This window comes from Pseudarthrobacter scleromae (assembly GCF_014644515.1).
Classification (GTDB): domain Bacteria; phylum Actinomycetota; class Actinomycetes; order Actinomycetales; family Micrococcaceae; genus Arthrobacter; species Arthrobacter scleromae.
The window spans coordinates 73,619-94,024 of the sequence record NZ_BMKV01000006.1 but is presented as its reverse complement, the minus strand read 5'-3'; the positions used below and the strand labels follow the sequence as shown (position 1 = coordinate 94,024).

The following is a 20,406-nucleotide window of genomic DNA, read 5'->3' as shown; positions in this document are numbered from 1 at the left end:
TCAGGCCTCGACGACCTCGACGTTGACGACGTCCTCGATTACGGGGTTGGACAGGAGGGTTTCCGCGGCGTCGCGGGCCTGCGCCAGGATTTCCTCGGTCACCTCGCCGTCGACCGTCAGTTCGAAGCGCTTGCCCTGGCGGACAGAGCTGAAGCTGGTGAAGCCCAGGCGGGGGAGAGCGCCGACGATCGCCTTCCCCTGCGGGTCCAGAATCTCGGGCTTGGGCATGACGTCAACAACGATCCGGGGCATCCGGTAACTCCTGTGCGTGAGCTTGGGTAAGGGCGCAGCGGAGTGGTGCCGTCTCACGCCGTTCCGGGTCCGGGGCACGTTGTGTTAGACAGTGACGTCAGGCCGTGAGTTCAGACAATGAGGACGGGCGCTCCGCGAGCTTGCTCGTCCATTCTACCGGCCGAAGGGCCACAGCTTGTATTCGGCCGGTTCGGGCAGGACGGCCGCGGGTAGCCCGCTTGCCGGACGGGTGGTGGCAGCGGTTTCCGGCCTGGTGCTGTGGAGTTGGACGGGCGGCATCACTAGGATTGTTGGATGGCTGAAAATTCGAAATCCGTGCTGTTGCCCGTGGTCGCCGCAGCAGTGTTCGCAGGACTGGGCCGGATGGTGTTCCAAAAGATTAAGGCCGACCGTTTCGCCCGGGAGAACAGGGTGGCGGGGCCGGTAGATGAGAAGACCCGGCAGTGGATCAGCGACGTGGTCCGTACGCCGCGCCAGTAGCGGCGGAGCGTATCCCCCTGCTTTCAAGGGCGTCCTTCAGGGCGCCCTTTTTTCGTGCCCTTTCCTGCTGGGGCAGGTCCCCGGCTTGCCGGCGTATGACTGGCGGAATTTTCCGTTTTGTGTCCTATGTCATATTCAGCTATCAGTCTGTACTCTGTGATCGGCTGGTCTCACGAAATGACAAGATCTGTAACTTCGCGTGCCATGCCATGTCTTTTCGGGCCCCCAACCGTGGATGGGCCGGTACATCGTGAAAGGTTTGCACGTGAGATCTACTGGAAAGAGCCCCATGCGGGGCGGGGGATTCCGGAAGGCAGCGGCGCTTGCCGTGGGCTTGCCGCTACTCCTCACCTCGATGGCCATCACTCCCGCCACCGCGGCGCCGGCCGGGCAGGACAAGGCAGTGACAGCCAAGGAGAATGCACCCGCCGACTTCAAGGATGGACGCTACATCGTTGTCCTGGCGGGTGCTGCAGCGGCCGCCTATGAGGGGGAGACGCCCGGACTTGGCGCAACCAAGCCCGAGAAGGGGCGGAAGCTGGACGCAGGCGGCGCCAACTACAGGGCCTACGACGCACATCTCCGCAAGCAGCAGCGGGAGGTCGCTGCCAGCCAGGGGGTAACCCCGGGAAAGCAGTACACCGCTGCCCTCAATGGCTTCACGGCAGAACTGACCGCCGCCCAGGCCATGGAGCTGTCCAAAGACGACCGCGTGCTGGTTGTGGCCCCGGACGTGGAGAACGCCCCGGATTACACCACCACCGACTTCCTTAAGCTGACCGGCCCCGATGGGGTCTGGGCAACCCAGTTCGGCGGCGAAGCGAACGCCGGCAAGGGTGTGGTTGTGGGAGTCATCGACTCCGGCTATGCCCCGGACAACCCGTTCCTGCAGGGCGAACCGGTCCGGCCGCTGACCGGTCCTGCCCAGGTGGGCGTTCCCTACCGCACCGCTGAGGGCCGGATCGCCATGCTCAAGGCTGACGGCACCACCTTCGAAGGAGAATGCCAGAAAGGCCAGGGTACGGGGGCCTCCTTCGACGGCTCCCTGTGCAACTCCAAGGTCATCGGGGCCAGGTACTTCGCCGATACCTTCATGCAGTACGTGGCCCCGGAGAACCGGGCACCCGAGGAACTCATCTCGCCTGTCGACGTCGGAAGCCACGGAACCCACACCGCCACCACCGCGGCCGGCAACGCCAACGTGGAGCAGGTGATCGACGGCGCAAGCTTCGGCAAGAGCTCCGGCGTTGCCCCCGCAGCCAAGGTCTCGGTGTACAAAGTCTGCTGGGAAGACACCAATCCGGACACCGGCGGCTGCTACTCCTCCGCTTCCGTCGAGGCAGTGGAAGCCGCCATCAAGGACGGCGTGGACGTGCTGAACTACTCCATTTCGGGCAATAACAGCAACACCGCCGACCCCGTGGCCCTGGCGTTCCTCAACGCCGCCGCCGCAGGAGTCTTCGTCTCCGCTTCAGCCGGCAACTCCGGTCCCACGGTGTCCACCGTCAACCACGCCTCGCCGTGGCTGACCACGGTTGCCGCGTCGACGTTCCCCAGCGACCTGCTGGGCACCGTCAAGGTCTCGGACGGATCGCTGTACCGCGGAGCCTCCATCATGAAGTCGGAAGTGGCTGACAAGCCCGTGGTTGTTGCGGCGTCAGCGGCAGCGGCCGGGGTGGCCAACGCCAACCTTTGCGGCCCCGGCAGCCTGGATGCGGCCAAGGTGGCAGGCAAGGTTGTTCTCTGCGACCGCGGCGTGGTGGACAGGACCGCCAAGAGCCAGGAGGTGCAGGACAAGGGGGGCGTGGGCATGATCCTGGTGAACCTCACCAGCAGCTCCGAAGATGCCGATAACCACGTGCTGCCCACCGTCCACGTCAACGCGCCCAAGAGCCTTGAACTGAAATCAAAGCTGGAGGCAAACCCCGCGTTGACAGTCAGCCTGGTCAAGGGCGACCTCACGGGCCTGCCGCCGGCGCCTGCGCCCCAGATCGCCGGTTTCTCCTCCCGCGGACCCACCCTCGCCGCCGGCGGCGACCTGCTGAAGCCGGACATTGCGGCTCCGGGCGTGAACGTCCTGGCGGGCGTCTCCACCATCGGTAACGACGGCGACCAGTTCGGCTTCATGTCAGGCACCTCCATGGCTGCCCCGCACATCGCAGGGTTTGGCGCGCTGGTGCTCAGCAAGCAGCCCACCTGGTCTCCCGCCACGGTCAAGTCGGCCATGATGACCACCGCCTACCCGCTGGTCAACGCCGATGGTTCGCCCAATGCCGATCCCTTCCAGGGCGGCGCGGGGCACATCGACTCAACCCGCGTCCTGGATCCGGGCCTGGTCTACAACTCGGGCATCAAGGATTGGCTCGGCTTCCTTAACGGGCAGGGCGTGGACACCGGCGCACCGCAGGCCGGCACCATCGCTGCCCGCGACCTGAACCTGCCGTCCATTGCGCTCGGCAGCCTGGTGGGAGAAGTGCAGGTCAAGCGCCAGCTGACCGCGCTGGTTCCGGGCATGTACCGGCCGGAGGTCAACATGCCCGGCTTCAACATCCAGGTGGAGCCGAAAGCGCTGAACTTCGCCAAGGCAGGACAGACCCGCGAGGTCACCCTGACCATCCGGAACGCCAGCGCTCCGGTAGGCAAGTTCAGCACGGGCACCCTCACCTGGAAGGGCCCCCGTACGGTCAGCTCGCCCATCGCCATCCGGCCCGTTGATGCACAGATCGCTCCGTCCTTCTCCTTTAGCTCAGCCACGGGCAGCGGGAGCGGCACGATGGAACTGGTGTCAGGTTCGGCCAACCCCATCAATGTGGGCGTGGAAGGCCTGGCACCGCTGAGCCAGACCGCCATCACCAAGACACCCGGTGAGTACGCTCCCCGGAACGATGACCACAACGCACTCCTCCAGGTGACGGTTCCGCAAGGAGCATCCTTCGCCCGGCTGGGTGTCCAGGCGCAATCGGACGACGTCGACTGGGACATGGTGGTCTACGCACCCAATGGCTCGGGTGGACTCACAGCCACCCAGGTGGCGACGGCTTCCGCCAGTGAGTTCCTGAACCTGGAGTCTCCGCGCGCGGGAACGTACTACCTCGCAGTCAACCTGTACTCCACTCCGGACAACGGACCGGCCAGTGCCTCCGTCCAGGCCGTGACCTTCGCGGGTGACGCCGGCAACCTGACTGTGGAACCGAACCCGATCGTGGCTCCCAACGGAACGGCCACCTCGGCCACGGTGTCCTGGACGGGCCTCTCGGAGGGCGCCTACCTGTCCCGCCTCAGCCTGGGCGGCAACGGCGTCAGGACCTGGGTCAACGTCCAGGTGGGCGCTGCGCCTGCTGCCCCTGCCGGGGCTCCGCAGGTGGCGTTCGCAGACGCCGTACCAGCGGCGTAGCAGCCTGACGCTATAGAAGAGGACAGGACCCCGGGCGTTTCAACCGCCCGGGGTCCTGTCATTTGTCTAACCGGCCTTACGAGCATCCTTAGGCTCCGCCCCCGCTCCCAAGCAAAGCCGCCATGGCATTCCAGCGCGAGATTTCGCAGCCATCCGTGCGTGTGAACACAGAATCAACGGTGCGCCCATGAAAGATGCCCGTGACCACGGCTACCTGGGGCCCGCCGTACTGCTGGGTGCACAACCGGGGTGGGCCGGGCTTGGGAAAGAAGATGCCCTCGCCGTACATTTCCACCGCGGCCAGGGCCGCATCAGGGTCGGGCAGGGTGGTGGCCGGCTGGGCGCGGCCGCCGTCGGCCACCAGCCGGAAGACATGTTCGACGGCGGCAGGATCTTCCCGGAGCCTGACGGTCAGGTCGATCACGCCGGAACCGTCCTGGACAGTGCATCCAGTTCCACGGCCAGCTTCTCCCGGAGTGCAGCCGCTTCCGCGGCAAAGGAGCGCTGGTGCTCCACATACTCGGCCTTGCCCTGCGGCGTCTCGATGGGAATTGCGGGGTAGCCCCACTCCGCCAGATCGTAAGGGGAAGCCTGCATGTCCATGGCGCGGATCCGCCAGGACAACTCAAAACAGTCCATCACCAGCTCGCTGGGCAGGGCCGGCAGCAGCTTGTACGCCCACTTGTACAGATCCATGTTGGCGTGGAGGCAGCCGGGCTGTTCGAGGTGCCGCTGGGTATCGCGGCTCGGCGCCAGCTCATTCAGCGGAACGGCATCCGGAGTGTAGAAGCGGAACGCGTCGAAGTGGGTGCAGCGGATGCGGTTGTCCTCCACCACCTTGTCCGTGCCGGCCGGCCCCAACCGCAGCTGCAGGTACTCGTGGCGCATGTCGAACCTGTCCTGGTGGTACACCATGGCCCATTCGTGCAGCCCGAAGCAGCCAAACTGGGCGGGGCGTGCTGCAGTTCCGCGCAGGATGATGCCCGCAAAGGCGATTGCCTCGCTGCGGTCGGCAAGAAAGGCGTCCCGGTCAAAGGTGACCGCGGTGCTGCCTTCCGGCAGCCCCAGGAAGGCAAGCTCGCCGTCGTCGAGCCGCCGGTAGTGCTTCCAGCCAAGGCGCACAGCCGCTTCCCGGCCCAGCAGGACGTTCCCTGCACCGGGGTGCCACCGGCGCAGCTGGCCAGGTTTCTGGGTGTAGTAGGTGAAGAGGAAGTCTTCCACCGGATGCTTTTTGCCTGCCGACCTGCGGGCCAGGTAGGGGTCCGCGTAGCGGCTGACGCGCAGTTGGTGTGCCTTCTCCAGCTCCTGCCATTCGTCCGCCGCGAGGAGCCTAGGCTCCACCGGCAACACCAAGAACATCCCTTGCAGCATCCCAGCTGCCGATCTCACAGCCGTTGGTGCGCGAGAAGGCAGCGTCTACGGGGACACCGTCCACAACTCCCGTCACGGTGGCTTCCTGGGGACCGCCCCACTGCTGCGTGCAGGCCTGCGCGGTTCCGGGGATGCTGGGGCTCAGCAGGCCCGCGTTTTCTTTCAAGGCGGAGCAGGCTGCATCCGCGGCGGGATGCACGCTCTCGGCAGCGGGGACTCCGTCTGTGCACACCAGGGTGTAGCTGGTCTCGGGTTCTCCCTCTGCGGTGGTCACGATGATGGACAGTTCGGCATTGCCCTGCCCGGGTCCGGAGGGTGCCGCTGACGGTTCCGGGGCCGGGGCGGGGACGGAGGTTTCGGTGTCGGCGGACGGGCTGGCGGATGGGCTGTCCGACGCGGTGGCGGAGGCTGTGGGAGTTGCGGAAGGTTCGCCGGAGGGGCTGCCTCCGCCCTGGTCCGGGGAACACGCCGGGAGCAGCGTTGCCGCCAGCAGCAGGGCGAGCGCCGTCTTCCTCATGGACCGTGGACTGTCCGTCATTCCATCATTCTACTGCCGGTTCCGGTTCTGTCTCCTGGCCGGAGGTGGCCGCAATCAGCCCCATCATGGATGTGTGCAGTTCCGTGACCTCGGCGCGGGTTAATCCCAGGCGTTCCATCATGGTTCCCGGGACCTTGAGGGCCTCCTTGCGCAGCGCGGCGCCTTCTGGGGTCAGTTCAACGGCGAGGGCACGCTCGTTGCCGTCCACCCGCCGTCGCGTGATCAGTCCCGCCGCCTCAAGCCGGCGGAGCAGCGGTGAGATGGTGGCAGGTTCCTGGGCAAGGGCATCGCTGATGTTCCGGACCGTGCGCGGACTCGCTTCCCACAGGCACAGCATCACCAGGTACTGCGGGTGGGTAAGGTTCAGTCTCTCGAGGACGGGCTTGTAGGCACCCACAACGCTGCGCGCAGCCACTGTCAGCGCGAAGCACAACTGGTGCTCCAGGAGCAGGTCCTCGTCCTGCCCCGGCTCGATGCCTGTTGCCGTCTCCATAGCCCCTCCAATTGTTAGCGCCCTAACTATTAGCGTACACTTCGAGTAGTAATCATGTCAGGTAAGGAGCCGGGTTCATGGGCAAGGGCAACTTTGAAGGCAAGGAAAACGCTTCGCAGCGTTTCATGCGGGCCACAGGAAGGCTGCGGGCCATCTTTGGTCCGGCCAACCGCTCATCACTTGTCCATGACATGACGGAGGAAAACCGCAGGCTGCTGGCCCAGCGTGAGGCGGAGACCCAGCAGTGGGAGACCGTTACCCGGCCCGATGGCAGCACCTACGTTGTACCCAGGAACCCGGAAGACAAGTCGCTCCGCTGAGCCTGCCAAAGTGGGGTATGGGCGGGAGCCTTTTCCTGTCCGCAGGCATAAAATAAGGGCACTGGCTCCAGCAGGAGGCAGGAACTCTTTCCCCCGGATAGTCGGGAAGGGGGTGGAAACAGTGGCACATGTAGTCAACAGGTTCATGGGCCTGACCGACAGGCTCCGGTTCTTCTTTGGACCAGCCGCGCGGCTGGACCCCGATACGCCGGTAATGCACAGGCACGACGCTTTCGAACAGGCCTCGGAAGAGGAACTGTCGCACTTTGTTGTGGAGACCGATGCTGCCGGCCATCACTACGCCGTACGCCGCGAAGACCTCGAGAAGCAGGGCTGAACCGGTCCCGGCCGCTCGGGCCACCCCGACAGCAGGACATAAAAAGCCGGGCCCCTCTCCGAGTGGACGGAAAAGGGGCCCGGCTTTTCGTTGCCGGCTAGCGGCCGGTGCCACCGTATACGGTGGCTTCGCTTTCGCTGTCCAGGTCAAAGGCCTTGTGGATTACACGGACAGCCTCATCCAGCAGGTCCGCGTGGGTCACCACGGAGATGCGGATCTCCGAGGTGGAGATCATGTTGATGTTGATGCCGGCGTCGGACAGTGCTTTGAAGAACGTTGCTGACACGCCCGGGTGGGAGCGCATGCCCGCGCCGATCAGGGACAGCTTGCCGATCTGCTCGTTGTACTCGATGCTCTCGAACCCGATCTGGTCCTGCGCAGCATGAAGGGCTCCCAGCGCGTCGGCGCCCTCCACGATGGGAAGCGTGAAGGAAATGTCCGTCCGCCCCGTGCCGTGGGTGGAGACGTTCTGCACGATCATGTCGATGTTCGAGTGGGCGTCGGCGATGACCTGGAAGATCGCTGCGGCCTTGCCGGGGATATCCGGAACGCCAACAACGGTGACCTTGGCTTCGGAACGGTCGTGCGCAACGCCGGAGATGATTGGCTGCTCCAAGGCAACTCCCTCTTGTGTGGTGATCTTGTCTTCGGCGCTGGGGATGACCCACGTGCCTTCGTGCTGGCTGAATGAGGAACGGACGTGCAGGGGGACGCCGAACCTGCGGGCGTACTCCACGCAGCGCAGGTGCAGGATCTTGGCTCCGGATGCCGCGAGCTCGAGCATCTCCTCGCTGGAGATCCGCTCGATCTTCTGGGCGGAGGGAACAACACGGGGATCCGCCGTGTAAATGCCGTCCACGTCCGTGTAGATCTCGCAGACGTCCGCTTCCAGCGCAGCGGCCAGGGCTACGGCAGTGGTGTCTGAACCGCCCCGGCCCAGGGTGGTGATCTCGTTGGTGGCCCGGCTCATTCCCTGGAAGCCGGCCACGATAGCGATATTGCCCTTGTCCAGGGCGGTGCGGATCCGGTGGGGGTCGACGTCGATGATCCGGGCCTTGCCGTGGATACCATCGGTGATCATGCCGGCCTGGGAACCGGTGAAGGACTGGGCTGAGGCGCCCAGCTTGTTGATGGCCATGGCCAGGAGTGCCATGGAAATACGCTCGCCCGCGGACAGCAACATGTCCATCTCGCGGGCTGGCGCGGAATCCGTCACCTGCCCGGCAAGGTCCAGGAGCTCGTCAGTGGTATCACCCATGGCCGAGACGACCACCACAACTTCGTTGCCCGCAATCTGTGCGTCCACCACGCGCTTGGCAACCCGCTTAATACCGTCCGCATCCGCCACGGAGGATCCGCCGAACTTCTGCACGATGAGCTGCTTTGTCACCGCACGGCCGGCGGGCGGCTCCTGCTGCTGCGTTGCGTTGTGCACTTCGGTAGTGGGCGTACTCATGCGCGTACCTTCACTGGATAAATTGGAGTCCGGCCAGACAGCCGTAACGCTGTGCTGGCCCTGACGCTGGGAACTAACGCCATCGATGGCGCGACTTCTTCCTCCAGTTTATCGCCGCCCGCAGCCCGGGGTTGAATTGTGACCATTTTCAGGCCCGGGATGCGCCGTGTCAGGTGGCGCCCGGTCAGGTCAGGGCGTTGCGGCGGCCCTCGAAGGCGCGTCCCAGAGTGACCTCGTCCGCGTATTCCAGGTCTCCGCCCACCGGGAGCCCGGAGGCGAGGCGGGTCACCGTGATCCCGATCGTCTTCAACATGCGTGCCAGGTACGTGGCGGTGGCCTCGCCCTCAAGATTGGGGTCCGTGGCGATGATGACTTCCTGGATGGCGCCGTCGTTAAGCCGGGTCAGCAGCTCGCGGATCCGGAGCTGCTCGGGTCCGACACCTGCGATGGGATTGATGGCGCCGCCCAGCACGTGGTAGCGGCCCCGGAACGACCGTGTCCGCTCCACGGCCAGCACATCCTTTGATTCCTCCACCACGCAGATCACGGCCGGATCCCGGCGGGGATCCCGGCAAATATTGCAGAGTTCCTGCTCGGTGACGTTGCCGCACACCGAGCAGAACTTGACCCGTTCCTTGACGGTGGTGATCGCCTCAACCAGCCGCTTCATGTCCTGCGGGTCCGCCTCAAGGATGTGGAACGCGAGCCGTTGGGCGGACTTGGGGCCCACCCCCGGAAGGCGTCCGAGCTCGTCGATCAGCTCCTGGACAGCACCTTCGTACACGTTTCCCTCTTCAGCTTGGTGTGGTTTGCGGGTAAAGCAATGACTTGCAGATGCGCCCCGGCTCGCCGAGGCCGCGGTCAGTACCGCGGCGCGATGGGGCTTCCGTCCGGGGAACGCTCCTCAATTAGCTTCCCGCCCAGAATACGCTCCACGGCGGCGCGTCCGAACACTCCGGACTCTTCGATCGTCTCATCGTCGGCGCTGGGGATGTCCTGGACGTAGGTGGCAGCAGCTGCAACCGCCCTGGCTGGGGCCTTGGCACGCCCGGCCTCTGCTTCGGGGCTGTTGGACAAGCGCTGGTACAGGCTCTGCCGTGCTTCTGCTGCGGCAGCAGAAGAAGCCTGCGGAGAGTTTGCCGGGGCCGCCTTCGCAGGAGCAGCCGGCGCAGCAGCAGCAGTGGTCACCGAAGCCGCCGGGGACGCTGGCGCCGGGGAGGACGCCGGTAGAGACGGTACTGCTGGAGATGGTGCCGTGGGGGCTTGAGCAGCGTGCGCGGAGGGGGGTTCGGCAGCGGAGGCGGCTGATGCCATGGCGTACTCGGGCGCGCGCACATGCTCCGGTGATGAAGGCGCCTGTGCGTATTCGTCGGTTCCGTGCTGTCCGTTGCCGGGAGAAGGGGCAGCAGGCGCCAGGCCCCAGTCCGGTCCTGGGCTGGAGCCGGCCTTGGTGACCGGGATGGAGGGCGGCACCTGGGCGGCAGCAGGTTCGTAGTGCGGCGTTGGAGCAGGCGGCTCTGGTGCCTCTTGGGGTCCTTCCGCGGAGGCACTCTTGCCCACGTTGCTTTCCTCGCCGACCACCCAGACTCCGGGTGCCTGTTCGACTGCGCGGGTCCAAGGATCGTGGGGACTTCCGGCGGCCGACGCCGGGTCAGCGCCAGGCTGGCCGTCGCTGTGGGCGGTGGTACCGGCGGCGGAGCCGACCGGAGCAGAGCCGATCAGTGAGGAACCGGCCCTGCTTGAAGCGCCACCCGTTCCTGAATTGCCTGAGACCGCATTACTTGAACTGATGCTGCTTGAACTGGTGCTGCTCGAACCGGTGCCGGCGGATGGCGCCAGCGGCCGGGACTGGGCGGAAGGGTCCCAGTCCATGGGAGGTTCTTCGTCCAGCGGGGGAGCGTCCTCGTCCCTGGCTGGTCCCCAGTCGTCGTCAGAGTAGGAGTAGTCGCCTGCCGGGGCGGCAGGAACCGGAACGGGGGAGGCGTTTGCGGGCGCGGGGACGTGTCCGGGCGCCTGCCGGGGGGCGGACTGCGCGGTTCCGCTCTCCGCAACCTGGTTGACAGGGTTCGCCGGGACGGCCGCCTGAGCCGCAGCGGGCTCCGGTGCGGCTCCGCCGGTGCTGCCGGCGTTGTCCCCCGCAGCCGCGCCGCCCGTGGGCTCTTGTTGCGCGTTCCGCAGAGGGGTCTGCGGGGCCGCGCTGTTCGCGCCATCCGGACCTGGCGAACCGCCCCGCGGGCTCACAGCACTGGGGCGGCCTGGGGTCTCCGGCTGCCGGACTGAGTCGTCGGGTGACGATGCGGGCGCAGGGGCCAGGCCCCAGGCGACGTCAGCCGACGTTGCCTGGGCCACCCGGGTGGCGGGCACTTTTGGGTTTGGGTCAGAGCTCGCCTGCGCGCCGCCGCCGGCCGACGCAGTGATCTGGCAGTCGATGCCCACGGTTTTGTGGATGGCCTGCCGCAAATTCTCTGAATGGTCTGCCCGGCCGAAGGCGCCGGCAAGCCCGGGCGTGGTGAAGGCCAGGGTCAGGAGGTGGCCGTCGAACGCGGCAACCTGGGCGTTGGGTTCGACGAGCGCCCACGTGCTGCGCTTGATTTTGGACAGCGTTTGCAGGACATCCGGCCAGGCACGGCGCAAGACCTCCACATCGCCCATGGGCCCAGCCGCTGCGGCAGCCACCGGGGCAGGCCTATCCTGCGGGGCAGGGGCAGGGGAGGGCTGTGGCCCGGAAACCGGCGCCGGCCGGGCCGCAGGCTCCTGCAGTGCACCCTGGACCGGGCCCGGGGCTGCCCCGGGATTGCCGCCCTGTGCCTGACCGGGCGCAGCGGACGGTTGCTGCGACGTGCTGGCGCGGGGCACATCGGCGCCGCGGCCAGCCGGAGGGGTGGATGATGAAATGTTCCGCGCCGGATCCTCTACGGGCCAGTCATCGGTGCTGACACGCGGTGCGGTCAGCGGGCCGCGGAGTGCGCCAGCGGGGGAGGAGGCATCCTCTGCCGGGCCGGCAGCATGCGTTGCCGGAGCGGCTGATGCTGCCGAAACTGGCGGAGTGGCCGACGCCGAAGCAGGAACCGGCGTCGAGGGCGAAGCCGCCGACGTGCCCGCAGGCGTGCTCGAAGCGGCGGACACTGAAGGCGATTGCGGGGCAGCAGGCGCGCCAGAAGCCCCATCCGCTGCCGGAGAAGCTTGTCCGCCACCAGAACCCCCAGCCGCTGCCGGACCGGCAGGAGAAACGGGTACTGCTGCCTGGGCGGGGGCCGGAAGTGCCCCCGCTTGAGGCGTGGGGGAATCGTCCGCCGCGGTGCGGGGCGAACCTGGGGCGGCGGGAGCACCGACGTCGTTCCCGGCGTAGTTCAGCCGGCGTTCCACACGGTCTATCCGTGCGGCCATGCCGCGCTCGTTCTGCTCGGAGCTGGGCAGCAGGATCCTGGCGCACAGCAGCTCGAGGTGCAGCCGCGGGGAGGTGGCACCGGTCATCTCGGTCAGTGCCGTGTTGGTGACGTCTGCGGCCCGCGACAGCTCGGCGGCACCCAGGTTGTGGGCCTGGTTCTTCAGCCGGGCAATCTGGTCCGCGGGCATGCCGCGAAGTATGGTCTGGGCGCTTTCCGGCATGGCCTGGACAATGATGAGGTCCCGGAACCGCTCCAGCAGGTCCTCCACGAAGCGGCGGGGATCGTGGCCGGTTTGGATGACCCGGTCCACGGCCCGGAAAACGGTGGCGGCATCGGATGCGGCCACGGCTTCAACCACGTCATCGAGCAGCGAAGCGTGGGTGTAGCCCAGGAGGGCGACGGCAAGTTCGTAGTCCAGGCCGTTCGGGCCTGCACCGGCCATCAGCTGGTCCAGGACAGAAAGCGAGTCGCGGACGGAACCGCCGCCGGCGCGGATCACCAGTGACAGGACGCCCGGGGCCACCGGAACGTTCTCCTGGTTGCACAGCAGCTCAAGGTAGGCCATCAGCGGCTCCGGCGGCACCAGCCGGAAAGGGTAGTGGTGGGTGCGGGAGCGGATGGTCCCGATGACCTTGTCCGGTTCCGTGGTGGCAAAGATGAACTTGATGTGTTCCGGTGGTTCTTCAACGATCTTCAGCAGGGCGTTGAAGCCGGCTGACGTGACCATGTGGGCCTCGTCAATGATGAAGATCTTGTAGCGGTCGCGCACCGGGGCGTAGGTAGCGCGCTCGCGGAGGTCCCGGGCATCGTCCACGCCACCGTGGCTTGCGGCGTCGATCTCGATGACATCCAGGGAGCCTGAGCCGCCGCGGGCAAGCTCAACGCAGCTGGGGCACGTCCCGCAAGGGGTGTCAGTGGGGCCCTGGGCGCAGTTGAGGCAGCGCGCCAGGATCCGTGCGGAGGTGGTTTTGCCGCAGCCCCTTGGCCCCGAGAAAAGATAGGCGTGGTTGACCCGGTTTTTCCGTAAAGCGGTCATCAACGGCTCGGTGACGTGTTCCTGCCCGATAACGTCTGCAAAGGAGTCCGGACGGTACCTGCGGTAGAGGGCGGTAGTAACTGTCACAGAGAAAACCCTACCAATCCGGGCCGACATCCTGCCGCCCTGTGGGGGAATAGTAAAGACCCCCCATGCACCCGCCAGAGCCCATTTACCCTTGCTACCTTCCGGTCCTGGGGGAGTTCAACAGGATGACGCCACATGAGGGGCCGTCAGACACTTTACCCGAACTTGCTGCCCGACTCGAATCGGCCGCCCGTCCGGCGCCAGCCTTCCACCGGCCAGCTCATGAAGGCAGGCTCCTCATACGGATGCGTTGCCCGCACGGCGTCGATGACGCCTTGCAGCATAGGCTCTTCAACCACGCATTCGATCCTGTCCTCGGCGGCTTCTTCCGGCATGCCAACCCGTCCCAGGTACGGCTCCGCGCCCTCCAGGGGAGTAAAGCGGCCTGTCCCCGCCGTGACGAAGGAACAGTGCGAGTACTTGCCGATCCTGCCTGCTCCGGCATCGCCGATTGCTGCGAGGAGCGCCTCAGTGTGAGTACGGGGGACGTAGATCACCAGTGCGTGGAGCTCGTTCATGGCTTTATCCTGCCGGAACCGGGCGGGGGGTGGTGGACGAAAACCGTTGCTTATCCCGCCGGCGCCCTTGATCATGGATATATACACCGATTGGGGCAATCTCAAGGTTGTGAGCTGTGTGGCCTGGCTGAACGGGGCCGGACCCGGCAGCTCAACGGTGTCCGGGGAATGGACGCGTTGGGGGCGTCCATTTCGTGGTTAAAGAGCATCCGCGCAGGCGTGAAGCCGCCCGGCCGGCAGCGCCTTCGGCTGTACCTCCGGCCGCGCACCCTGGGGCCAATTGGGCGATGCGGAAAAGATCAGGTAATCTAGTATCTGCTTTTGATTCAGAAGCAGCTGGAGAATTCGCCTAGCGGCCTATGGCGCACGCCTGGAACGCGTGTTGGGTTAACGCCCTCGGGGGTTCAAATCCCCCATTCTCCGCCGGTTAAGAACCCGGCTTCGGCATCCGCCGGAGCCGGGTTCTTTCGTTTGTCAGTTTTGTGGCGGAGGCGCGGACGCCGGTCACGCGTCAGCGCCCGGCACGCCCAGCCGGCGAAGGCGCTCCCTGGCGGCCAGTTCGCTGGGGCCCCTCCGCCCCAACGCCAGGCGTACGACGCCGAGAACCAGCTTGGTTGCGAGCCTCACCGGCAGCGTCACGGGACCCAGCCGTGGAACAGTTAGTCCGAGCATCTGGCGGTACCTTGGCTCCAGGCTGTACACCGCACCGGCAAACAGGATCCGGTAGCCCGGCCGGAGCACCCGGTTCAAAGGCGGGTTGCGGATGAACTCCACCGTCTCCGCTACCCGGCTGTCGACGCGGAGCTCACCGCTCTGGTACCAGCGGTCCAGTTGCCTGTGCATCTCGGCCTCGCTCAGCGGCGGGTCCTCCACTCCCATCAGTCGGCCCGCCTGGGCCCACTCGCGGACATAGGCGTCGGGGCCGCCGGGTATGGCGCCGCCCCAGATTTTGTGGGCTGTCAGGAACGCGTCCGTGAAAGCAAGGTGGATCCAGCTGGCCAGTTCCGGGTCATTGGCACTGTAGCCGCGCTGCGTTCCGAGGTTGTCGCTGTAACTGCCCTGGACTGCCTCGTGCAGGCGTCGCACCCGGCGTGAGGCGTTCTCAGCGGCTTCGGTGGAACCGTATGTCACCGTGAAGATCCAGCGGATAGTGTTTGCCAGCCTGCCCAGCGGATCCTCGCGGAAGTTTGAATGTTCGTGGACGCCGGCAAGAGCTCCGGGGTGGAGGGACTGCATCAGCAGTGTGCGGATCCCGGCGACGATGGGCGACATGGAACCATGCACCGCCCACACCGCGGAACCGGGCAGGTGGTAGCCAAGGTCGTCCCCCTTCGCGAGATCCAGCTGCCACTGCGGAACGCCCTCGGAGCCGTTGCTGAACGTGTGGACAAGGCGTTTCTTGATGGGACTTAGGATGTTCTTCATTACGCACGCCCTCCTGCGGCAAACCCCGCTCTTGGGCTAATCGTAAGCACAACCTGGGCTGTCCAGGTTCGTGATCGGACTACCCTGTGGCAGCAACCCGACAGCGGTCATCCACAAAAAAACCGCAGTGTCCCGCTGCAGGGTTCCCAGGGTCCCGGCCCGTATGTTCCCATGGGAGATACCGTCAAGACAGGGGCGGCCAGTCACGTCCTGGAGTCAGTCTCATGGGCAATCACGCGGTATCCGGGAAGGACGCCACAAGCCCCAAAGGGTTGTGCCTGCCCGCTGTGCGAGCTGTGGCGGCCAGCGGGGTGCTGGCCATGGCCGTCTGGGCCGTGAACCCTTCCGGTCCCGCACCTGAAGCAGGAACCGTTGCGGCCTCCGTTATCCGTCCCGGCGCAGGCATGGGTGCCGTGGGGATCCCGGCTGGCTCCAGCACCGGCACCAGTTCAGACCGGCACGGCAGCGCGGAGACGGGCGCCCCGACGTTGGACGGCCTTGTTGCCGGCCCCCTGACCGCGGCCATCCTGAGCGACCCAGATGTTGACATCGCCTTCCCGCGTCCGCTGGTAAGTGGCCACGGAGAGGAGACCGCGTCTTCCCTGGCCGTGGAGCTGACAGGGGTGGGCAGGCCGCCGGCGGGGTACCTTATGGCTCCCCTCAAGCAGTTGGCCCCCTCGTCGCCGTTCGGACTCCGGGTAAGTCCGCTGTCCGGAACAGCGGGCGATTTCCACCTTGGACAGGACTATGCAGCTCCCTGCGGCACCCAGGTCTACGCGGCTGACTCGGGAAAGGTGCGCGCCGCGGGCTGGCATCCCTGGGGCGGCGGCAACCGGGTTGAGATTGACCACGGCAACGGGCTTATCACCACCTACAACCACCTGGAGTCCATCGCCGTCCGCAGCGGTGATTCCGTCAACGCCGGGGAAGCCATTGCGCGGGTGGGCTCCACCGGATGGTCGACGGGATGCCACCTGCACTTCGAAACAATCCTCGACGGGCACCACGTGAGCCCCCAGAAGTGGCGCCTGATCCCGGTCCGGGCTTTCGGCGGCGGACCGGCTGACCTGCGGTCATACCTGCCGGGCACCGACGCGCCGTCCACCGGGCCCATACGCTGGACCATCCCGGTGGGCCAGGGCAAGGAGCCTCCTCCGGCTCCCCGCTGGGTCAAGGCGCCGACGACGGCGGCTGGGTCTCCTTCGGGGCCAGCATCCTGGCTGTCGACCCTGAGGCCCGCGGACTCCGGAGCGCCGTCGCCGACTGCGTGGGCCGGGTATGGAACGCCGACGCCGTCCGCGACTGAGACTGGGACAGGCACGCCGACGCCGTCCCCGACTGAGACTGGGACGGGTACGCCGACGCCGTCCCCGACTGAGACTGGGACGGGTACGCCAACACCGACGCCGTCGGAGACGGGTACGCCAACGCCGTCGGAGACGGGTACGCCAACGCCGTCGGAGACGGGTACGCCAACGCCGACGCCGTCGGAGACGGGTACGCCAACGCCGACGCCGTCGGAGACGGGTACGCCGACGCCGACGGATCCGGGGACACCGACCCCGACGGATCCGGGAACGGGAACACCGACACCGGTTGAGCCACCGCCTTCACCGGTTGAGCCGGAGCCCGTGGTGCCTGTGCCGGTTGAACCCCCGCCTGCGCCGGTTGAGCCCGCACCCACGCCGGTTCAGCCCGCGCCGGTTGAGCCCGCACCCACGCCGGTTCAGCCTCCGCCGGTTGAGCCCGCACCCGCGCCGGTTCAGCCTCCGCCGATTGAGCCCGCACCCACGCCGGTTCAGCCTGCACCGATTGAGCCCGCACCGGCGCCCACTGCGACCTTTTCAGCCGAGCCGATTCCGGCACCGATTGAGCCCACAGAGCCAGAGCCGCTGCCAACAGGCACGTACGCGACCCCGGAACCCTGAGATCCAGCCGGAAGTTCACCCAGGAAACTCCAAGCCCGGACCAGTACAGTGGTTCGCCGGTAACGAATTCCAGGCATGAACAACTTTCCGAGGACGCAACCTGTGACATCCCTGTACCCGATCACATTGACCCTGAACGACGGCACCGCCACTGACTTCGGCATGTTCAAGGGAAAAGTGGTGATGGTGGTGAACGTAGCCTCCAACTGTGGGTTCACGCCCCAGTACGCCGGCCTGGAGACGCTCTACGAAAAGTTCAGGGACCGCGGGTTCGAGATCCTCGGCGTCCCGTGCAACCAGTTCGCCGGGCAGGAACCTGGCAGTGACAGCGAGATCGCCGAGTTCTGCCAGCGGAACTTCGGGGTGACATTCCCTCTGACCGTGAAGGCGGACGTCCGCGGCAGGGGCCAGCACCCGCTGTACACGGAGCTCACCAAGTTCAAGACAGGACTGTTGCCCGGGATAGTGAAGTGGAACTTCGAGAAGTTCCTTGTCAGCCGGGAAGGGGACGTGGTGGGACGCTTTGCGCCCACAGTGGAACCTGACTCGGCGGAGGTGATCGACGCCGTCGAGAACGCCCTCGGATAAAAAATGCGCCGCTGCGCCGAACGCAGCCACGCAAAAGCGCAGTTCTTTCAACTTTTTCCACATCAGCCACGGCGATTTACCCAAAGTTTGCCAAATGTCTGATTGGATAAACCTTACTGAAGGGTACAAGGGAAGCGCCGTTTCCCACCGACCACAGAGGCAGCAATGGAGCACATCGAGGCCGAACATCCCCGGCCACGCCACTTCCTTCTCCACCTGAGCGATCCCCACTTGATGGGAGGTCCGGACCCCCTTTACGGCGTCGTTGACAGCGAAGCCCGGCTCATTCAGCTCTTCGAAGAGGTCAAGGCCTCCGGTGCGCGGCCCGAGGCCGTCATCTTCACGGGGGACCTTGCCGACAAGGGCGATCCCGAGGCCTACGTCAAGCTCCGGGCCATCGTTGACCCAGCCTGCGAGGAGCTCGGGGCCAAGGTCATTTGGGCGATGGGCAACCACGACAACCGTGCCAACTTCAGGACGGGCCTGCTGGATGAGCCCGCCGATGACGGGCCCGTGGACAAGAGCTACTTCATCAACGGGCTCCGCGTCATCACAATGGACACCACCGTGCCCGGATACCACCACGGTGAACTGAGCACCTCCCAGCTTGAGTGGCTTACACGGCAACTGGACACTCCGGCCCCCGACGGCACCATCCTGGCGCTGCACCACCCGCCCGTTCCGTCAGTCCTGGATCTTTCGGTCCTGGTGGAGCTGCGGGACCAGGCCTCGCTGGAGGCTGTGGTCCGGAACTCGGATGTCCGCACCATCCTTGCCGGCCATCTGCATTACTCGACGACGGCGAGCTTTGCCGGTATCCCCGTATCCGTGGCCTCAGCCAGCTGCTACACCCAGGACCTGAACGTCCCCATCGGGGGCACCAGGGGGCAGGACGGCGGCCAGTCCTTCAACCTGGTCCACGTCTACGAGCACACAATCGTGCACTCGGTGGTTCCCATGGGACGTTCGACGACGGTGGGCGAGTACGTCTCCCCGGAAGAGACAAAGCGGCGCCTGGACGCCGCCGGGGTCCGGATTCCGGAAAGCGCCAAGCAGCGGAGCAACGCGAAGCTCGGGCAGCCCACCAGCCGCTAGGAGCATAAACAAAGGTCCGTGCCGCCAGCGGCACGGACCTTTGTTTTAAGCCCTATTTTTCCCAGGGCGCCTTGATGGGGAAGTACTTGTCCAGGAAATCGGTGACCAGTGCAGCGCGCTCGTCGGCCGGCACTTCCGGGAAACTGCCGTCGTTCAGGCAGAAGAAGTCCATGTTCCGCTTGGCCAGGAGCTTGGGCAGGTACTTCAGCCCCGATTTCATGGTGGTGTCGATGTAGCGGACCTTCGCCGCCGTCTGGGTTACCGCCCGGCCGGTGAGCAGTGCGTAGTAGTGGTAGAACGAGTTGGTGACGGAGATGTTGTCCGCCGCCCGGAAACGGCTGGCAGCCGTCTTCCGGAACTCTTCCGGGAACTCGCGCTCCATCTTTGACACCACGCTGCGGCGCAGCGGTGCCGCACAGTGCTCCAGGTGGCGGGTGGTGATCCGCCCGAACCGGTTCCACAGCAGCTTGCGGTTAACGCGGGCTGCGTTCTCGAACCCGCTCCGCTCAACGGCGTTCTCACCCAGGCCGATCCGGGTTTCCGCCTCGACGAACTTGGTGATGCCGCCGGGCGTGAAAAACAGGTCCGGGCTGACCGGCCGGCCGAAGAACATGTCGTCGTTCGAATACAGGAAGTGCTCCGAGAGTCCTTCGATGTTGTGGAGTTGGCACTCCACTGCCTGCGAATTATGCGTGGGAAGCACCGAGGGGTCCGAGAAGAACTCGTCACTGCGGACAATGGTCACCGAGGGATGGTCCGCCAGCCACTCAGGAGCCGGTGAGTCCGTGGCGATGAAGATGCGGCGGATCCACGGGGCGAACATGTACACGGACCGGAGTGCGTATTTGAGTTCGTTGATTTGCCGGAAACGGGCCTCGTGGTCGTCGCCCTCGCCCAGGACAACGTCCTTCTGCTGGGCACGCCGGGCGGCAATGTACTCGGGGGAGCTCCCGTCCACCCAGGAGAACACCAGGTCGATGTCGAAGCTGATGTCGCTGGCGTGGTCGGCGAACATGTTCTCGATGGTGGGCCAGGTGTGGCCGTACCGCTCCACGGTGCCGCGGACGGCATCCTGGCGGAGCAGGGTCCTGCGCGTGAGGGAGTTCTCGATCGGCAGGATGATCTCATTGGCCTTGAAGGACCACAGCTCAATCTGCACACCCGCTGATGAGCCGAACTCGAAGCCGCCGTTGGGTTCCACACGGGGCCGGTACAGGCGGAAGATGCGCGCCTGCCGGTTGGTGGAAAGCTCGCCGTCCGCAACCAGCAGCGAGGTCTTCTTCTTGGCATCCACCGTCATGGAGTAGAACGGCTCGTCCCGGCAGGCTTCCACCAGGGCCGCCCGCAGCTTCTTCCGGTCCTTCCAGTCCAGGGCAATGACCGGCCGATCGTTGTTGCCCCTGACCAGCAGGTACGCAAGGTCAGCGTTGGCCAGCACGTTGCGCACGAACAGGAGGTCCTCCACCATGGCCTGGTAGGGGGTCCTGGTCTGGTTGATCAGCGCGATGCGGCCCTTATGCGTGATGACATCAGGGCGGGGGTTAAGCCGCTGCTCAGCTTCGGGGGAAGTGATCTCCGCGTGGAATTGTTCCTCTACGGATGCCTGTCCTCCGTAGTAGACCTCGTCTTGAACCGGTGCTTCTGTAATGGTCGTCTCCGTGCTCGTCAAAGTAAGCGTTCCTACCTGCATGATAGCCGG

19 protein-coding genes, 1 tRNA gene and 1 other RNA gene are annotated in these 20,406 nt (G+C 65.8%); 8 read left to right on the top strand and 13 right to left on the bottom strand.

Features of this window, described 5'->3' with window-relative positions; translation table 11 throughout:
- Complete coding sequence (purS, locus tag IEX33_RS16155) at nt 1–252, bottom strand: phosphoribosylformylglycinamidine synthase subunit PurS (RefSeq protein WP_015935902.1); 252 nt, start codon at nt 250–252, stop codon at nt 1–3.
- A gap of 153 nt (nt 253–405) precedes the next feature.
- Nucleotides 406–531, bottom strand: coding sequence for a hypothetical protein (locus IEX33_RS19455; protein ID WP_268238423.1), 126 nt, complete (start codon nt 529–531; stop codon nt 406–408).
- A gap of 15 nt (nt 532–546) precedes the next feature.
- Between IEX33_RS19455 and IEX33_RS16150 the strand changes: the two genes are divergently transcribed.
- Both IEX33_RS16150 and IEX33_RS16145 read left to right on the top strand, forming a co-directional pair.
- Nucleotides 547–732, top strand: a complete 186-nt coding sequence (locus tag IEX33_RS16150; protein WP_174180966.1) for a hypothetical protein — start codon at nt 547–549, stop codon at nt 730–732.
- A 289-nt stretch (nt 733–1,021) separates the two neighbouring features.
- Complete coding sequence (locus tag IEX33_RS16145) at nt 1,022–4,126, top strand: S8 family serine peptidase (RefSeq protein ID WP_188732025.1); 3,105 nt, start codon at nt 1,022–1,024, stop codon at nt 4,124–4,126.
- 88 nt (nt 4,127–4,214) lie between these two features.
- On the opposite strand, the gene IEX33_RS16140 is transcribed toward IEX33_RS16145, so the two are convergent.
- Genes IEX33_RS16140 through IEX33_RS16125 form a run of 4 tightly spaced genes read right to left on the bottom strand, consistent with a single transcriptional unit; the run spans nt 4,215 to nt 6,528 of the window.
- Nucleotides 4,215–4,550 (bottom strand): serine protease inhibitor, encoded by a 336-nt coding sequence (locus IEX33_RS16140; RefSeq protein ID WP_188731893.1) that lies wholly within the window; start codon nt 4,548–4,550, stop codon nt 4,215–4,217.
- Entirely contained in the window at nt 4,547–5,485 is a 939-nt protein-coding gene (locus IEX33_RS16135; RefSeq protein ID WP_188731891.1) for a 3-methyladenine DNA glycosylase, read from the bottom strand. Before IEX33_RS16135 ends, IEX33_RS16140 begins: the two co-directional genes overlap by 4 nt.
- Complete coding sequence (locus tag IEX33_RS16130; protein WP_229675427.1) at nt 5,457–6,035, bottom strand: SSI family serine proteinase inhibitor; 579 nt, start codon at nt 6,033–6,035, stop codon at nt 5,457–5,459. The genes IEX33_RS16135 and IEX33_RS16130 overlap by 29 nt, the downstream gene beginning before the upstream one ends.
- A 4-nt stretch (nt 6,036–6,039) precedes the next feature.
- On the bottom strand, nt 6,040–6,528 hold the full coding sequence (locus IEX33_RS16125) for a MarR family winged helix-turn-helix transcriptional regulator (RefSeq protein WP_104188228.1): 489 nt from the start codon (nt 6,526–6,528) through the stop codon (nt 6,040–6,042).
- 77 nt (nt 6,529–6,605) lie between these two features.
- Here IEX33_RS16125 and IEX33_RS16120 point away from each other — a divergent pair, with 77 nt between their 5' ends.
- Nucleotides 6,606–6,848 carry a hypothetical protein gene (locus IEX33_RS16120; RefSeq protein WP_104188230.1) on the top strand — a complete coding sequence of 81 codons (243 nt, stop codon included), beginning with the start codon at nt 6,606–6,608 and terminating at the stop codon, nt 6,846–6,848.
- 121 nt (nt 6,849–6,969) lie between these two features.
- The gene (locus IEX33_RS16115) at nt 6,970–7,185 is read left to right on the top strand and encodes a hypothetical protein (RefSeq protein ID WP_104188410.1); all 216 of its coding nucleotides are present in this window, start codon (nt 6,970–6,972) and stop codon (nt 7,183–7,185) included.
- Between the two features lie 97 nt (nt 7,186–7,282).
- Here IEX33_RS16115 and IEX33_RS16110 read toward each other — a convergent pair whose 3' ends face one another.
- The 5 genes from IEX33_RS16110 to IEX33_RS16090 form a co-directional block, all read right to left on the bottom strand.
- A complete protein-coding gene (locus IEX33_RS16110; protein WP_188731889.1) occupies nt 7,283–8,641 on the bottom strand; it encodes an aspartate kinase in 1,359 nt (452 codons plus the stop codon).
- A 184-nt stretch (nt 8,642–8,825) separates the two neighbouring features.
- The gene (gene recR / locus IEX33_RS16105; protein WP_066273645.1) at nt 8,826–9,425 is read right to left on the bottom strand and encodes a recombination mediator RecR; all 600 of its coding nucleotides are present in this window, start codon (nt 9,423–9,425) and stop codon (nt 8,826–8,828) included.
- A 77-nt stretch (nt 9,426–9,502) separates the two neighbouring features.
- The gene (locus IEX33_RS16100) at nt 9,503–13,183 is read right to left on the bottom strand and encodes a DNA polymerase III subunit gamma and tau (protein WP_188731887.1); all 3,681 of its coding nucleotides are present in this window, start codon (nt 13,181–13,183) and stop codon (nt 9,503–9,505) included.
- A gap of 21 nt (nt 13,184–13,204) precedes the next feature.
- An RNA gene (gene ffs, locus IEX33_RS16095) (signal recognition particle sRNA small type) lies at nt 13,205–13,301 on the bottom strand.
- 7 nt (nt 13,302–13,308) lie between these two features.
- Nucleotides 13,309–13,671, bottom strand: a complete 363-nt coding sequence (locus tag IEX33_RS16090) for a hypothetical protein (RefSeq protein WP_188731885.1) — start codon at nt 13,669–13,671, stop codon at nt 13,309–13,311.
- A 338-nt stretch (nt 13,672–14,009) separates the two neighbouring features.
- Between IEX33_RS16090 and IEX33_RS16085 the strand changes: the two genes are divergently transcribed.
- Nucleotides 14,010–14,094 (top strand) — tRNA-Ser (locus IEX33_RS16085).
- Nucleotides 14,095–14,175: 81 nt separating this feature from the next.
- Here IEX33_RS16085 and IEX33_RS16080 read toward each other — a convergent pair.
- Nucleotides 14,176–15,096 carry an oxygenase MpaB family protein gene (locus IEX33_RS16080; protein ID WP_188731884.1) on the bottom strand — a complete coding sequence of 307 codons (921 nt, stop codon included), beginning with the start codon at nt 15,094–15,096 and terminating at the stop codon, nt 14,176–14,178.
- Between the two features lie 224 nt (nt 15,097–15,320).
- Here IEX33_RS16080 and IEX33_RS19450 point away from each other — a divergent pair, with 224 nt between their 5' ends.
- The 3 genes from IEX33_RS19450 (at nt 15,321) to IEX33_RS16065 (ending at nt 18,707) form a co-directional block, all read left to right on the top strand.
- Nucleotides 15,321–17,024 carry a M23 family metallopeptidase gene (locus tag IEX33_RS19450; RefSeq protein WP_268238422.1) on the top strand — a complete coding sequence of 568 codons (1,704 nt, stop codon included), beginning with the start codon at nt 15,321–15,323 and terminating at the stop codon, nt 17,022–17,024.
- A 102-nt stretch (nt 17,025–17,126) separates the two neighbouring features.
- Nucleotides 17,127–17,612, top strand: a complete 486-nt coding sequence (locus tag IEX33_RS16070) for a glutathione peroxidase (RefSeq protein ID WP_268238421.1) — start codon at nt 17,127–17,129, stop codon at nt 17,610–17,612.
- Nucleotides 17,613–17,777: 165 nt separating this feature from the next.
- Nucleotides 17,778–18,707: a phosphodiesterase gene (locus IEX33_RS16065; protein WP_188731879.1), complete on the top strand. Its 930-nt coding sequence runs from the start codon at nt 17,778–17,780 to the stop codon at nt 18,705–18,707.
- Between the two features lie 52 nt (nt 18,708–18,759).
- Here the strand turns inward: IEX33_RS16065 and IEX33_RS16060 are convergent, their stop codons facing one another.
- Nucleotides 18,760–20,397 (bottom strand): stealth family protein, encoded by a 1,638-nt coding sequence (locus IEX33_RS16060; RefSeq protein ID WP_188731877.1) that lies wholly within the window; start codon nt 20,395–20,397, stop codon nt 18,760–18,762.
- Nucleotides 20,398–20,406: the final 9 nt, after the last annotated feature.